This is a genomic window from Gemmatimonadota bacterium, from assembly GCA_009838845.1.
In the GTDB taxonomy this organism is placed as follows: Bacteria; Latescibacterota; UBA2968; order UBA2968; family UBA2968; genus VXRD01.
The window spans coordinates 1-14,145 of the sequence record VXRD01000076.1; the positions used below are offsets into that span (position 1 = coordinate 1).

At 51.0% G+C, this 14,145-nt stretch carries 14 protein-coding genes and 1 tRNA gene; 14 read left to right on the forward strand and 1 reads right to left on the reverse strand.

The features are described 5' to 3' along the window. Positions 1-167: 167 nt before the first annotated feature. The 14 genes from F4Y39_09870 (at position 168) to F4Y39_09935 (ending at position 12,560) form a co-directional block, all read left to right on the forward strand. Positions 168-254: transfer RNA gene (locus F4Y39_09870), tRNA-Leu, on the forward strand. Positions 255-382: 128 nt separating this feature from the next. Then, positions 383-1,654, forward strand: a complete 1,272-nt coding sequence (locus tag F4Y39_09875) for a diaminopimelate decarboxylase (GenBank protein MYC14019.1) — start codon at positions 383-385, stop codon at positions 1,652-1,654. A 3-nt stretch (positions 1,655-1,657) separates the two neighbouring features. Continuing rightward, positions 1,658-2,797, forward strand: coding sequence for a glycerol-3-phosphate dehydrogenase/oxidase (locus F4Y39_09880; protein ID MYC14020.1), 1,140 nt, complete (start codon positions 1,658-1,660; stop codon positions 2,795-2,797). A gap of 13 nt (positions 2,798-2,810) precedes the next feature. After that, positions 2,811-4,226, forward strand: a complete 1,416-nt coding sequence (locus tag F4Y39_09885) for a hypothetical protein (protein ID MYC14021.1) — start codon at positions 2,811-2,813, stop codon at positions 4,224-4,226. Positions 4,227-4,240: 14 nt separating this feature from the next. Then, entirely contained in the window at positions 4,241-5,281 is a 1,041-nt protein-coding gene (locus F4Y39_09890; GenBank protein ID MYC14022.1) for a prolyl oligopeptidase family serine peptidase, read from the forward strand. Between the two features lie 49 nt (positions 5,282-5,330). Continuing rightward, entirely contained in the window at positions 5,331-6,482 is a 1,152-nt protein-coding gene (locus F4Y39_09895; protein ID MYC14023.1) for a GNAT family N-acetyltransferase, read from the forward strand. A gap of 113 nt (positions 6,483-6,595) precedes the next feature. After that, the gene (locus tag F4Y39_09900) at positions 6,596-7,003 is read left to right on the forward strand and encodes a hypothetical protein (protein ID MYC14024.1); all 408 of its coding nucleotides are present in this window, start codon (positions 6,596-6,598) and stop codon (positions 7,001-7,003) included. Between the two features lie 153 nt (positions 7,004-7,156). Continuing rightward, positions 7,157-8,566: a hypothetical protein gene (locus F4Y39_09905; GenBank protein ID MYC14025.1), complete on the forward strand. Its 1,410-nt coding sequence runs from the start codon at positions 7,157-7,159 to the stop codon at positions 8,564-8,566. Between the two features lie 11 nt (positions 8,567-8,577). Beyond that, the gene (gene larE, locus F4Y39_09910; GenBank protein ID MYC14026.1) at positions 8,578-9,399 is read left to right on the forward strand and encodes an ATP-dependent sacrificial sulfur transferase LarE; all 822 of its coding nucleotides are present in this window, start codon (positions 8,578-8,580) and stop codon (positions 9,397-9,399) included. Between the two features lie 5 nt (positions 9,400-9,404). Further along, positions 9,405-9,947: a peptide deformylase gene (gene def / locus F4Y39_09915; GenBank protein MYC14027.1), complete on the forward strand. Its 543-nt coding sequence runs from the start codon at positions 9,405-9,407 to the stop codon at positions 9,945-9,947. Between the two features lie 13 nt (positions 9,948-9,960). After that, on the forward strand, positions 9,961-10,782 hold the full coding sequence (locus tag F4Y39_09920) for a PHP domain-containing protein (protein MYC14028.1): 822 nt from the start codon (positions 9,961-9,963) through the stop codon (positions 10,780-10,782). A gap of 39 nt (positions 10,783-10,821) precedes the next feature. After that, complete coding sequence (locus F4Y39_09925; GenBank protein MYC14029.1) at positions 10,822-11,799, forward strand: nicotinate phosphoribosyltransferase; 978 nt, start codon at positions 10,822-10,824, stop codon at positions 11,797-11,799. An 11-nt stretch (positions 11,800-11,810) separates the two neighbouring features. Continuing rightward, the gene (gene moaD, locus F4Y39_09930) at positions 11,811-12,083 is read left to right on the forward strand and encodes a molybdopterin converting factor subunit 1 (GenBank protein MYC14030.1); all 273 of its coding nucleotides are present in this window, start codon (positions 11,811-11,813) and stop codon (positions 12,081-12,083) included. Positions 12,084-12,116: 33 nt separating this feature from the next. After that, a complete protein-coding gene (locus F4Y39_09935) occupies positions 12,117-12,560 on the forward strand; it encodes a molybdenum cofactor biosynthesis protein MoaE (protein ID MYC14031.1) in 444 nt (147 codons plus the stop codon). Positions 12,561-12,615: 55 nt separating this feature from the next. Here F4Y39_09935 and F4Y39_09940 read toward each other — a convergent pair whose 3' ends face one another. Further along, positions 12,616-14,043, reverse strand: coding sequence for a DUF2961 domain-containing protein (locus tag F4Y39_09940; protein ID MYC14032.1), 1,428 nt, complete (start codon positions 14,041-14,043; stop codon positions 12,616-12,618). Positions 14,044-14,145: the final 102 nt, after the last annotated feature.

Below are 14,145 nucleotides of genomic sequence, written 5' to 3' on the forward strand. Positions count from 1 at the left end.
TACAAACTTATAATCGAGAAATGGAAATTTCAACAGTGGTTCCACGTCTGAACCACTGGATTAATGCCTGGCTTCCTATCCTCTATAAAGAAGAAAATACGTCAATGGTTCCGTTTTTATTGATATATTTCAGCGGAACCTGTATCTTTACTTTTCGCGGCAAATATGCGGACGTGGTGGAATTGGCAGACACGCCAGATTTAGGATCTGGTGGGGTAAAACCCGTGGGGGTTCGAGTCCCCCCGTCCGCACCAAAGAACAATCAGACGATGCGAGGCCCTACTCCTTGAATCGCTGGCGCGAGAACTCCCTTTGGGGAGCTTTTTTATTTATTGTTTAACAGATCCGATAACAATAAAAACAACGTGAAAGCGAGGAATTTGTGGCAACATTTTTGAATCGCGATCAAGTAAGAGCAATTCGAGCGGAATTTGGCACCCCGGTTTATGTTTACGACCAGCGCACGCTGGAAGCACAGGCCAAGGCGGTGTTAAACTTCCCCAATGCCTTTGGACTTACTGCGCGCTATGCGATGAAAGCATTGCCCAACAGCACCGTAATTCGCATCTTAACGCAAAAGGGATTGCATATCGATGCCAGTAGTGGATATGAAGCCGAGCGCGCCATGCGGGCAGGTGTGCCTGGCCATCATATCATGCTTACGGCACAGCAGATACCAAAAAATTTGAAATACCTGATCGAGCAAGGTGTGATCTTTAATGCGTGTTCCCTGAATCAACTGCGAACTTATGGCGACCTGTTCTCTGGACGATCCCTTTCCGTGCGGATCAATCCCGGTATGGGGTCTGGGCACAGCAAACGCACTAACGTGGGGGGACCTGCGGCGAGTTTTGGGATCTGGCATGAATATATCTCCGATGTCCATGAAATTTGCAAACAACGCGATTTGACAATAACGACCATGCATACGCATATCGGGTCGGGCAGCGATCCCGAAGTGTGGGAACGCGTCGCGTTGATGTCATTGAAAATTTGCGTTGGATTTGAAAACACCACCACATTGAGCCTGGGAGGCGGGTACAAGATTGGGCGCATACCGGGCGAAGTATCGACGGATTTGCAGGTAATCGGGCAACATGTGGCCGAAGCCTTTGAAATGACCGCGAGACAAACCGGACGATCGTTGCGCCTGGAAGTGGAACCAGGGACATATCTGGTCGCAAATGCTGGCGCAATCGTTGCAACGGCGATTGATGTGGTAGATACCGGAAAAGACGGGTACAAATTTATCAAAACCGATACCGGGATGACCGAAGTGATTCGCCCGAGCATGTACGGGGCGCAACATCCCATTGAAATCGTACCCGCACAGGCGGAGAAACGCGGAGTTGCCGAATATATTGTGGTGGGACATTGTTGTGAAAGTGGCGACGTATTAACCCCTGCGCCCGATGATCCCGAAGGTTTGCAGCCCCGGATGTTGACACAGACAAAAGAGGGAGACGCAGTGGTCATTGGCGGAGCGGGAGCGTATTGTGCGGGCATGTCGTCTAAAAATTACAACTCCTTTCCCGAAGCGGCCGAAGTATTATTGGACAGAGACGGCGCATTGCACTTAATTCGGAAACGCCAGACACTGAATCAGGTCCTGGAAAATGAAATTGTACCGGATTTTTTGACCACTAAGAGCTAATCTATGACTTATGACGCAATTGTATTGGGTGCAGGAATCAATGGATGCGGCATTGCGCGTGAACTCGCCGAACGCGGGCAACGGGTGCTGGTGCTGGACAAGGGAGCGATTGGCGGGGGCACATCGTCCAAATCGTCGCGATTGATCCACGGTGGATTGCGCTATTTGGAAACGCGACAATTTGGGCTGGTGCGAGAGGCTTTGAGTGATCGTCTGGAACTTTTGGGACGCTATCCCGAACTGGTCTCAATGCGACCGTTTTATTTGCCAATCTATCGCAAGAGCCCGCGTCCCGTCTGGAGGTTGTGGACGGGTATCAAGCTCTATGACGCACTGGCTGGGCGGCACAATATCTATCGGTCACGTAAAGTCCCTCGAAAGCTATTTACCCGCGAATTTCCTGCATTAAAACGAGAAGGAATTCGGGCAGTACTGCGCTATTACGACGGCAAGACAAACGATCTCGCACTCACAAAGCGCGTGGCAGAAGATGCGCAAGAACTGGGATGCGTATTTCGCGAAGGGATAGACGTTCAACACGTGGCCTGGGATGAAAGTGGATTTGCCGTGTTGGTCGAAGAAAAAAAATATCGCAGTCACACCCTGATCAATGCAACGGGACCGTGGATTGATGAAGTCATAGCGCGCTATCAGTTCCCCTCGCGATTTCAGATTCGCAAAGTGAGCGGCATTCACATTTTTGTAGATAAACTGCTCACACCCCACCCCTTGTTTTTACAAACCGAAGGCAAGCGCATCTTTTTTCTTATCCCCGAGCCAGAACGCGACCAGACAATAATTGGCACAACCGAGCGCGAAGAGCGAGGACGCGTAGATGACGTCGTGATTCAGGAGGAAGATATCAATTATTTGATTCGGGCAGTAAATGCGTACTTGACGCCAAACTGCCAGCTTCAGCACGCGGATATCACAGATGCCACTGTGGGGGTTCGTCCCCTCGTAGAAAAAAAGGGCGACGCAACCGTGCTCTCGCGGGAATACGAACTGGATTTGCACACGCGCGGGCAAACCCAATTCCTCAATATATTCGGCGGAAAACTGACGACGTACTTATCGCTATCGCGCCGAGTCGCTAAAACACTCGGCATCAAAGAAATCGCATCGATGGCACTACGCGCTTAACCGGAGAAAATAGATGCTCAAAAAATTAGACAACTTCAAAACAGCCGTTCTGCCCGAGCGCAAATTTGGCTTCTGGCAAATGGCGGGACCGGGTGCCATCCTGGTCGGGCTGTCCATCGGCGCAGGCGAGATCATTGTGTGGCCTCTTGTAGTCGCTGAATATGGGGCGAGTATGATCTGGGCTGCGGTACTCGGTGTGTTTTTGCAAATGTGGATCAACTTTGAGGTCGGGCGATGGACAATAGCCACGGGCGAGACAGTATATACGGGATTTGCGCGTGTGTGGCGCGGCTTTGCACCACTATTTATTTTAATCACATTATTCTCCTGGATCGCCCCGGGATGGGGACGCGCTTCGGGATTAGCCCTCAAAGCTCTGCTCGTCGGTCCTTATGGTTGGGGCTCGGATACATTTTGGACCGTGATTACATTTATCGGCGTCGCACTAATTTTATTTGGCCCCAAGCTCATTTACAATTCAATGGAAAAAGCCGTTGAACTGATGGTGGCGATTGTCACCATAGGATTAATTATGGTGGCTTTTGCCGTGAGCACGGCAGAAACGTGGATCGACCTGGGAAAAGGAATCGCGAACATCGGTTACAAAGATCCAAATATGTCCGTAAAGGCACTATTCATCGCCATCGTATTTGCCGGAGCTGGGGGAACAGCAAATTTGTTTTACACCTTTTATTTGCGCGATAAACACATCGGCATGGGCGCACATGTGCCAATCATGCAAAATCCATTGCGGAGCCGCGCAGAAGCCATACCGTCAACCGGATTTGTATTTGAAGAAACAGAAGAAAACGCGACGAGGTTCAAGGCCTGGTGGGATTATATAAAAAAAGATCAGATGTTGTTTTTCTGGGGATTAAACTCCATTACAATGATGTTATTCATCTTTGGATCTCTCGCAGTCCTGCATCCCCAGGGCATCGTGCCTGCGCAAGGCACGCTGATTTGGGACGAAGCCGCTATTCTGGGCGAAATTTGGGGCGACATGGGCCGCGTGATCTTTCTCCTGGTGGGGCTGGCAACGCTATTTGGCACACAACTCGCCCTCGTGGATGGGGTCTCGCGATCAATAGCAGACATTGTATATACCAATTTTAAGGGCGCGCAAAAACGAGAACTGAGCTGGTGGTATCTTCTCGTCGCGGGAATATGGATTGTGGCAGGATGTGTGATCACTTTTGTGATGGAACAATACGGTGTAAGTGAGTTGGGCTTTCTATTCAATGCGGCCTATATGGGCGGATTTGCCATGGCGATTTACGTGCCACTGATGCTATACATCAATTATCGCTACTTGCCAAAAACCGCCCAACCTGGCAAAGGGTGTACCGCGATGATGGTAATTGCATCACTGGTATATGTAGTATTTGCCATAGCCTGTATTTTGTGGGAAGTGGGTATTTTGGCTTAAAAAGGAAGGGACCAATGGACAGACGCAAACGCTTCTTCTCGCCTTATGAATCTATTTTTGCGTGGATGCGGGCGACAAAATCCGAACTAACTTTTGATGGACAGACTGTGGATGACTGGCGTCTGTGGAGTCAAAAATTCCGCGCGCGATTGACGAAAAATCTGGGACCAATGCCAGAACGCGTGCCCCTTCGGGCAGAAGTGCTACGCCGGGACGACATGGGGGATTACGTGCGCGAAAAAGTCGCGTTTGACACAGAGCAGTTTGCCAGTGTCCCCGCATTTGTACTGGTGCCAAAGGGACTGAAGCGAGGCGAAAAGCGTCCGGGGATTCTGGCAGCACACGGTCATGGGATAGGCAAAAATCCACTCGTGGGTTTGGACGCAGATGAAAAGCCACACGAGGATTATCAGAAGCAGTTGGGTATCCAACTCGTGCAGCGAGGCTATGTGGTCATCGCACCGGATTGGCGCGGATTTGGCGAGCGGATGAGCCCCGAAGATTGGGTGCGCCAAACGCGCGACAAGTGCAACGTAAATTACATGGCAGAAGGGTATCGCGGATATCACTTTTTGGCATTGCAAATCTGGGATGGGTTTCGCACACTGGATTATTTACAGGCGCGCCGAGAAGTGGATGAAAAGCGAATCGGGTGTTTGGGCGTGTCATTTGGCGGCACAATGACGACCTATTTGACCGCTCTGGATCAGCGGATCAAATGCGCGTGTATCAGCGGATATCTCAGCACATTGCGAGAAGGCGCAATGCCCGGAAGAGCAAATTTTTGCGGTGCGCAATATATGCCGGGGTTGATGGCGATCGGCGATATTCCCGATGTTGCGGGCTTGATCGCGCCTCGCCCTCTGGTCGTGGAGATGGGCGAACGCGACCCGGGTTTTCAAATCTCAGATGCTGAACGGGCATTTCGCCACCTGTCAAAAATCTATCGCGCGGCAGATGCACGCGATCAGTTGGTGAAAGATCGATTTGATGGGGTCCACGAATTTAGTGGCCACAAGTGTTTGGATATATTTGACAAATATCTGAAGGGATAAGACAGTGTGTATCGCTGTTTTCTTCCCGGTTGATTTGCAGGAGATCTTTATGCCCAGAGAGCCAGAAGCATCTTGGGAAAATGGGATTCGCAGCGTGCGCCGCGATGAAATAGGGCGTTTGTGTCAGCTACTCGACAACGTATTTTTCGAGGGGCTGTCAGATATTCAACCACACGCCTTCAACGACGATAATATGCACAATTTGCGCGTGGTCGTAGAAAACGGCGAAGTCGTATCACACATCGGCACAATTCGGCGGAACATATCCATTATGGGATGCACACTCCGCGTAGCGTCTCTGGGAGGGGTGGCGACTTACGAAGCCCATCGGGGTAAGGGCCATGCCACGGCACTCTTGCGAGATACCATGCGCCACTGCCGCAAAGATGGCGTGGATTATATCCTGGTATCGGGATATCGCAACATGTACCACCGATATGGGTGTCGATATGTGGGACGAGACAGGATATTTCACATCGCAAGCGAGAGGGCAAACGACTTTGACGATACAACCTGGACGATAACACAGGCATCAAAAGCAGATATCGAAACAATTGGAGCCATTTACCGGCGCGAACCCGTACGCTGGTTGCGCCCGCCTTCGGACATCGCCTTTGGCATAGATGGATGGGTGCAGAACCGCCCGGCAAAAACCTACCTGATCCATCGGGGTGATCAACCCGTTGCTTTTGGAGTCATACAACAGGCGCGCGAGCGAGATGCAGGACAAGTGAACTTGCTCGATTACGCGGGTGAGCGGTCTGCAATCGTCGGCGCATTGGGCAAATTTATCGACAATCAGCATTTGAATCAGTTGTCTTTGCACGTCAAGAGATTCGACACCGTATTGCGCGGCCTGCTGGAAGCGCGCGATTTGACTGGTGAACCAGCCAATCTGCCCGGCACGACCATGATCATTCACTTTGAACAGTTGCTCAAAAAAATGCGCCCCTATTTTATCGAACGAATTGGAGAACACGCCGCCCGGGGGCTGGTATTTCGGGAAGTGGGCGATGAATATCACATCTACTACGGCGGCGACCGCGTGGTCGCCGAAAGCCGAGGTGCAGCGGCACAGCTAATTTTTGGAACCCTGGAAGGAACTGAGAACGCGATGTTAGATGCAGGCGGACGCGCCGGTGAGATCTTGCGTGCCTGCTTGCCAATCCCTGGGGTTTGGTACGGGGTGAATCATCTCTGAGTTCGCCAAATAACTGCTCCGCATCTCAAACTCTATTTTATCTTGCTATCTGATATTGTGTGCCTTATACTTACGGTGCATATCGGATTCTCACAAACAGTAAGGATATTTTCATGACAGCTCCAGATGGTGATTCCGCAGATATACTCTATGAGCAAGTCCTCGATAATGCGCGTCGAGAAATTGAAGATGCATTGGCTATAATAGACGAATTGCGCCAATCAATCCGTCAGGTGGAAGCTCGAGTTGAAGCCGCCCAATCAATTTATAACGCCGTTACCGCGAGATTGAATCTGGAAGATGAACTGGCCGAAGAAGAAATACACCTGGACACCCTACCACCTGTTGAGCCACCTGGAGTAGCTTCAGAACCGTCGCTACCATCCAAGCCGCCCGAACCGGAAGAACCTCTGGAGGTCAATGAGGCAGAATCCCCCTCCGAACAAGAGGATGCGCCAGTGCTCTCTGAGGCTGAGCGCGCGCTTATCAGTGAACATCTGCTATCAAAGCGCAGAGGATAAGCACCTACATACTTATCATTAACAGAACAGGGCTTCGTATCTTGCAGAACTCCCTGTTCTTTGTATTTTAGGGGATGGATTTTAAAAAATGCAAACACGCCAATCGAAGGAATTTTTATGAGCATGTGTGACACGGAGAAGTCCGTTGACGAGATGGACGCCCGGGAACGGGCACGACATATTGACGATCTGACACCCAGAGGTGGTTTATATACCGAAGTACAGCGCGAGGTACATCCCCAGTCGAACAGCTCGTGGCGCGTATCGCCCGACCCTTGGTGGCTACCGCCTCCGGTCCTATCACACCTTGAAGCATTGGGGCAGCATCTCTATCAGTTTTACAAAGCACTGAATCTATTGTATTCGCAAAGTATAAGGGGCATTCAACCCGCATGGATTGCGCGGTATCTGGATCAGGGCAAATCGGAAGAAGTGATCAAATTTGGGCAAATGAGCCGATTCAAAAGCCATGTGCCCCTCGTGATTCGGCCCGATGTGATACCCACGCGAGCGGGAATGATTGCGACGGAATTGGATTCCGTGCCCGGTGGGATTGGATTTACGGCGAGCCTGGCCGAACGATATGCCACACTCGGCGATCAAATTGTGGGCGGTGTGAACGGGATGGTCACTGGATTTGCACAGATGATCCGCGACGTTGCCGGCACAGACGCGCCTGTTTTGGGCATAGTGGTCTCGGAAGAAGCATCGGCTTATCGGCCCGAAATGTCGTATTTGGGCGACCGATTGAATGCCATTGGTCTGGAAACTTACGTCATTGGCCCCGAAGAAGTATCTTTTATCGAAGATGGACTATTTGTCAATGGGGCAAATGGTCGCCAGCGCATAGACGTTATATACAGGTTTTTTGAATTATTCGATTTGCGAAATCTGCCCCAAATCGATTTAATTTTTTACGCGGTACGCAAAGGCCTCGTCAAGCTCACCCCCCCCTTAAAAGCGTATCACGAAGAAAAAATGATGATGGCGCTGTTTCACCATCCCCTGTTATCGGATTTCTGGCATCGACATTTGGGCAAAAAATCCGTGGCCTTTTTGCAGCAAACCTTTCCCAAAACGTGGATCTTAGATCCCGCGCCTTTGCCCCCCCATGGCGTTATTGCGGGATTGGAAATTGACGGGCAATCCTTTTCAGATTGGCGTGCGCTGGGGCACCTGGGACAAAAACACCGGCAACTGGTCATCAAACCCTCGGGATATTCTGAAATGGCCTGGGGCAGTCGCGGTGTAGCCATTGGGCACGACATGGCCGAACGAGATTGGCAAGGCGTGATCGACGAAGCGCTATGCGCTTTTGAACAAACACCCCATATCATGCAGGAATTTCACAATGGCGCGACTTTTTCTGCATCGTACTACGATTACGAAACCGATCAAATCGAAACATTCAGAGGACGGGTGCGACTGCAACCCTATTATTTTGTCATAAAAAACAAAGCAGTACTTTCGGGCTTACAGGCAACGGTCTGTCCAGCAGACAAAAAAATATTGCACGGAATGGTGGATGCAGTAGTAGTACCTGGCGCAATTAAAGATACTTAAAGGTGAAAAACATGACACTTGATGAAAAACTCGCACAGCTAAATGCTATGCTCAAAGACATGGGCAGTGTGGTCGTGGCATTTTCGGGCGGAGTTGACAGCGCGTTTTTGGCCGCGGCAGCACATCGGGTTCTGGGCGACCGCGCGCTGGCAGTAACCGCAGTCTCCGCGAGTTATGCGTCTGGCGAACTCGAAAAGGCTCAAACACTGGCCGAGCAAATTGGCATTCAACTCGACATTGTCTATACCCGGGAAATGGAAAACCCCGACTACGTAAAAAACGATCCCGATCGGTGTTTTCACTGCAAAAGCGCGCTGGCCGATAAGCTGGACGAAGTAATCGAACACTATACAGACCAATTTGAGTATTTACTTTACGGCGCGATAGCCGACGATGTAGGTGACTATCGCCCGGGTATGGCTGCCGCTGAATCCCGGGGTATTCGCGCGCCGATGGTCGAATTGGGATTCACCAAAGACGATGTCAGAACATTGTCAAAGCGATGGCACCTGCCCACCTGGGACATGCCCGCATCGGCGTGTTTGTCTTCTCGAATACCCTATGGCACAGCCGTCACAGAGGAAGCATTGCGTAAAATTGATCGCGCCGAACAATTTTTAAAATCCCGTGGATTTGTGCAAGTGCGCGTTCGGCACCACGAAGATATTGCCCGAATAGAAGTCCCACCTGAAGATCTGGTGCGTTTTTTTCAAGATGGCACAAACGAGGCTGTGGCTCGGGAACTCAAAAATATCGGATATCGCTATGTCACTCTCGATCTCCAGGGATATCGCACGGGCAGTTTGAATGAAGCGTTATTGTTGATTCGCTGATAAATATGGCCTTACTCGAAATAAAAAAATTCGGTTGTCCAACGCTGCGAAAAAAGGCGACACCTATCCGCGATATAACCGATGATGTGCGGCAGCTTGTTGCGGACATGTTCGAAACAATGTATGAGGCCGAAGGCGTTGGCCTTGCGGCGCAACAGGTGGGCTTTACAGGGCGACTTCTGGTAATGGATGTCCGTCCTCGCGACCCCATGTCGGAACCCCTGGTATTTATCAACCCAGAAATTTTATGGGCAGAAGGCGAATGTATTGGCGAAGAAGGGTGTCTGAGCCTGCCGGAAATTGTCGGAGATGTCAAACGTCCGGCACAGGTGCGAGTGCGCGCGCTCAACGAAAATGGAAGTGTATTTGAGATGACACTGGAAGGCATTGCCGCCAAAGCTCTTCAGCACGAAATTGACCACCTAAATGGCGTACTAATCCTCGAACATTTCAACGCGATCAAGCGCAATTTATTGCGCGGACAATTGCGCAAACTACAGCGCGAAGGCAAAACACAGGCATCGAAATTGACGTACGTATCGCACTGACAACCGACTATCTATGGCATCTTATATTGATTTGCATCTGCATTCGACGCAATCGGATGGCACATTCTCTCCAATGCAGGTTGTTCAGCGAGCAGCCGAATTGGGATTATCGGCCATCAGTCTGACGGATCACGATTCGGTTGCTGGCGTGCAAGAGGCTCAGAATGTCGGTCAGAACATCGGTGTGGAAGTAATTCCCGGCATCGAATTGAGCGCGCAGGAAGCCGGCATAGACATCCACATCCTGGGCTATTTTATCGACCCTGTAAATTCGGATTTACTGGCGTATTTACAGAAATTTCAAGATGCGCGACACAATCGCGCTAAAAAAATAGTGGCTCGACTCAATCGCCTGGGCGTGCGGATCACGATGGCGCATGTATTACTCAAAGCGGGCGATGCTGCTATCGGGCGCCCCCATGTGGCGGACGTGCTGGTCGAAGAGGGTTTTGTATTTTCACACGATCACGCATTCCAAAAATATCTGGGATATGGAAAACCCGCGTACCAACCCAAATTTGTATTGACGCCGAGCGAAGCGGTAGAAGTTATTCACGCGGCTGGTGGATTGGCCAGCCTGGCACATCCCGTTTTGTACCGCCGCGATGCTCTCATTCCCAACCTGATCAAACAGGGATTGGACGGTATAGAAGTGATGCATGTCAAACACGCCCACGCAGATGTGCGTCGCTATTCGGATATGGCAAAACACTATGGCCTCCTCTCAACTGGCGGATCAGATTGCCACGGCGATGGTCGCGGTCAAGCCGTAATGGGAACCGTTCGGGTTCCTTCGGCATTTTTGGATGCAATGAAGGAAAAATTGGCGCAGTAGAGGCGACGTCTATGTGCCGGCCCACTCCGTATTTTAGATATGAATGACATTCCATTCTTGGACAAAAACCGGGCAGATCAGTATTTTCTAAATACCTTCGAGGTACTCAAAGCCGAAAGCCGCAATCCATCGGTGGTTATGGAGGTATTTCCCAATGCCGATGGTCTCTTGTGCGGCATCCGAGAGGTCCTGGATATTTTGCGCCAGATATTGCCCGAAAATACAGAGATCTGGTCGCTGGAGGAAGGATCGGCAATGGCGCGCAAAGAAGTGGTATTGCGCCTTCACGCAGATTATCGCGCCATCGGAATTTTTGAAACGGCTTTATTGGGCACGCTCGCTCACGGCAGCGGTTGGGCCACTGCGGCGCGCGCCTGTGTGGAAGCCGCGGGAGAGATACCCGTGATCAGTTTTGGCGCGCGGCACGTACATCCCGCTGTATCAGACCGCATGGAATACGCCGCATTAATCGGGGGCTGTGCGAGCTGTGCAACACCGGCAGGCGCAGCCCTATCCGATCAAAAAGCATCGGGCACCATGCCACACGCTCTGATGTTGATTTACGGCGATACAGTAGCTGCCGCCCGGGCTTTTGATACCCACATGCCAGATTCCGTGCGACGTGTTATACTGGTAGATACATTTCGAGACGAAGCCGAAGAAAGCGTGCGCGTCGCGCGTGCAATGGCCGGACGATTGTGGGGAGTCCGCCTGGATACACCCTCGGAATTGGGTGGGGTTACACCCGATCTGGTCTGGCGCGTGCGCAGGGCATTGGACGATGCGGGCTTTGACCAGGTGGGGATTTTTGTAAGTGGCGGGTTAACGCCCGAGCGGATTTCAGAATTTGTGCGGCTGAAGTGTCCGATTGTCGGTTTTGGCGTGGGCAGTGCAATCAGCGGCGCATCCCCGATTGATTTTACAGCAGACATTAAGCAAATCGATGGCAAACCCATCGCCAAACGCGGTCGCAAACCGGGTATTCAGGACAATCCTCGGCTTCGAAAAAAGAAGTAGCGGTTCGTGTTATGGTGTCCCTCTATGTGGAGTGGAAATTGAATATCAAAGTGCTCTTTTTTGCATCTTGTCGCGACTTGATTGGCACTGGCGAGCGGGTAATGACACTACCAGATGGTGCGACAGTAACGGATTTGATATCAAAGCTCGCAATGGAACAGGCGCGATTTACAGACATGGCACCGAGTTTGATGGTATCGGTCAATCAGGCATATGTGGAACGGGATGCGGAACTTCAAGATGGCGATGAGATAGCATTCATTCCCCCTGTAAGTGGTGGATAGGAGCCTACCCATTCGCCTTTAGAGGAAATTATTATGGCTGGCGATGTGTATAAAATTCAGGAAGAAGAGATAAAACCAGATGCGTTGTACAATGCGGTGCTGGCAGATTCGGACGGCGCTGTAACCACATTTGCGGGCGTGGTGCGAGACAATACAAAAGGACGCGGAACCTCCTATCTGGTCTATGATGCCTATAGAGACATGGCCGAAAAGAAAATGCGTGAAATTGGAGATGAGGTAAAAGAAAAGTGGGATGTGGATTGCGTGGGAATATTGCACCGCGTGGGACGGTTGGAAATTGGGGAAATCAGCGTGCTAATCGCGATTTCTTCCCCACATCGCAAAGCGTCTTTGGAAGCGTGTCACTACGCGATTGATCGGTTAAAACAGACCGTACCGATTTGGAAAAAAGAAGTTTGGACAGACGGAGGTGAAGCCTGGATCGAGGGCGACCCATCTGCCTCGGTGTCGAGATGAGAGTCAGTAAAAAAGTAACGCGAACCGCAGGACTGAGAACGTCCTGCGGTTTTTTTTATACTTTTTGCAATGCGGCGTGAAAAGTCCAGAGACGCCATTGGGCATTGTCGAAATTTGAGAGTTTGATCCGTATTTCCGAAGATCCAACTGGAAGTTCACATGGAATATGGTCAATGGCGAACCCATTCTCATGTTCCCCCGCATAGATCTCCTCACCATTGACCCACACGCGAATCCAATCGTCGTAACCGATGGCAAGGGTGTACGCCTCTGCTTCGGACAGAGTAATTTGTCCCACCGCATAAGCCGAGACATTGGCGGGTTGGGTGCCCACATTGGTGCGTTTGCGACCTCGAAGGTGCCGCGTGAAATCGCACCAACCCCGCTCTGAATCCGCGTGAATAGGCATAGAAAATATGGTGGGCGCATTCTCACCCATGTAGATGTCAAAATCAGCGGTATGGACATCGGACCAATCCGCGACAGATTTCTCGGCCCATTCGGACCGATTGAAATCTTCGCGTGTATTGCAGGGAAAAGGCCCGGCGATTTGCCATTGGGCTGGGGTGAGAATAGCCGGGGATTCGGCGGGATTGACATAGGCGTAAATAACGCTTTCAAGATCATTCCCGCGGGAGCCAAAACGAATAATAGCCGAATGATCAAACCATATTGGATCGGGACCAAAAAAGCGGTACATCACCCCTTCGTAACCAGAGCCACCCGCCGTGTGTCCAGTACTCCGATGGATATGCGGCGCGCCGACCCAGTCGGTTTGTGCCTTCCATATCCCAAAGCTCATATTGAAAATATCCTCGCCGCCAATGCCGCGCAGGGCGTGAGGATCGCTTTCACCATCGAGCAACCACAGGTCTCCCCCGGTATGATACCAGCCATCAGCGCGATCTCTTACCACCACACCCTTGACCATGCCCGCGATAAACCCACTACCCGAATAGTCGGCCATCAGCATACTGCCGAGCGATTGGGCGGGGTATTCGCCCCGGTGCGTGACGTGGAGGCGCAATGGAGTCAATTCGGTATTGTCATACGACGACCAATCGGCCATGAACCAGAGCGAAATGGCGCGACCACTATTATTCGTGATTTCGAGACGCAGCGATTTGAAAGGGATGGGCAAATAACAATTGAGCGCGTTTTTGGGAAGGATTTTGATGGCCGCACTATCAATGGGATAAATATCGTGTTCGAAGAGAATGGCAAAAAAACGAGCGATGGGGAGATCTACAGTGGGATCGTCCTCCCCATCGCAATAGAGGCGGAGTTGCAAATCGTGGATGGGATCGCACGCATCGCCTTCGCGCTTATACCCATAAGTGAGCCACCAGTGATCGATACACCCTGGACCTTCTTCATCAAAGAGAACTACCGTTTCGCCAGAAGCCACATTGGGACGACGGGTAACGCGCTGACTTTTGCCGCGAATGGGCAATTCGAGCTCTGCGTGAAAAAGGCGATTCATCAATGGAATATTCAATCTGATTTTTTGTGTTCAGAAGAAATAACAATAAAACCAATGACGAACAAAGTCACTATAAATGTCATAAACAGCATCATTCCAACA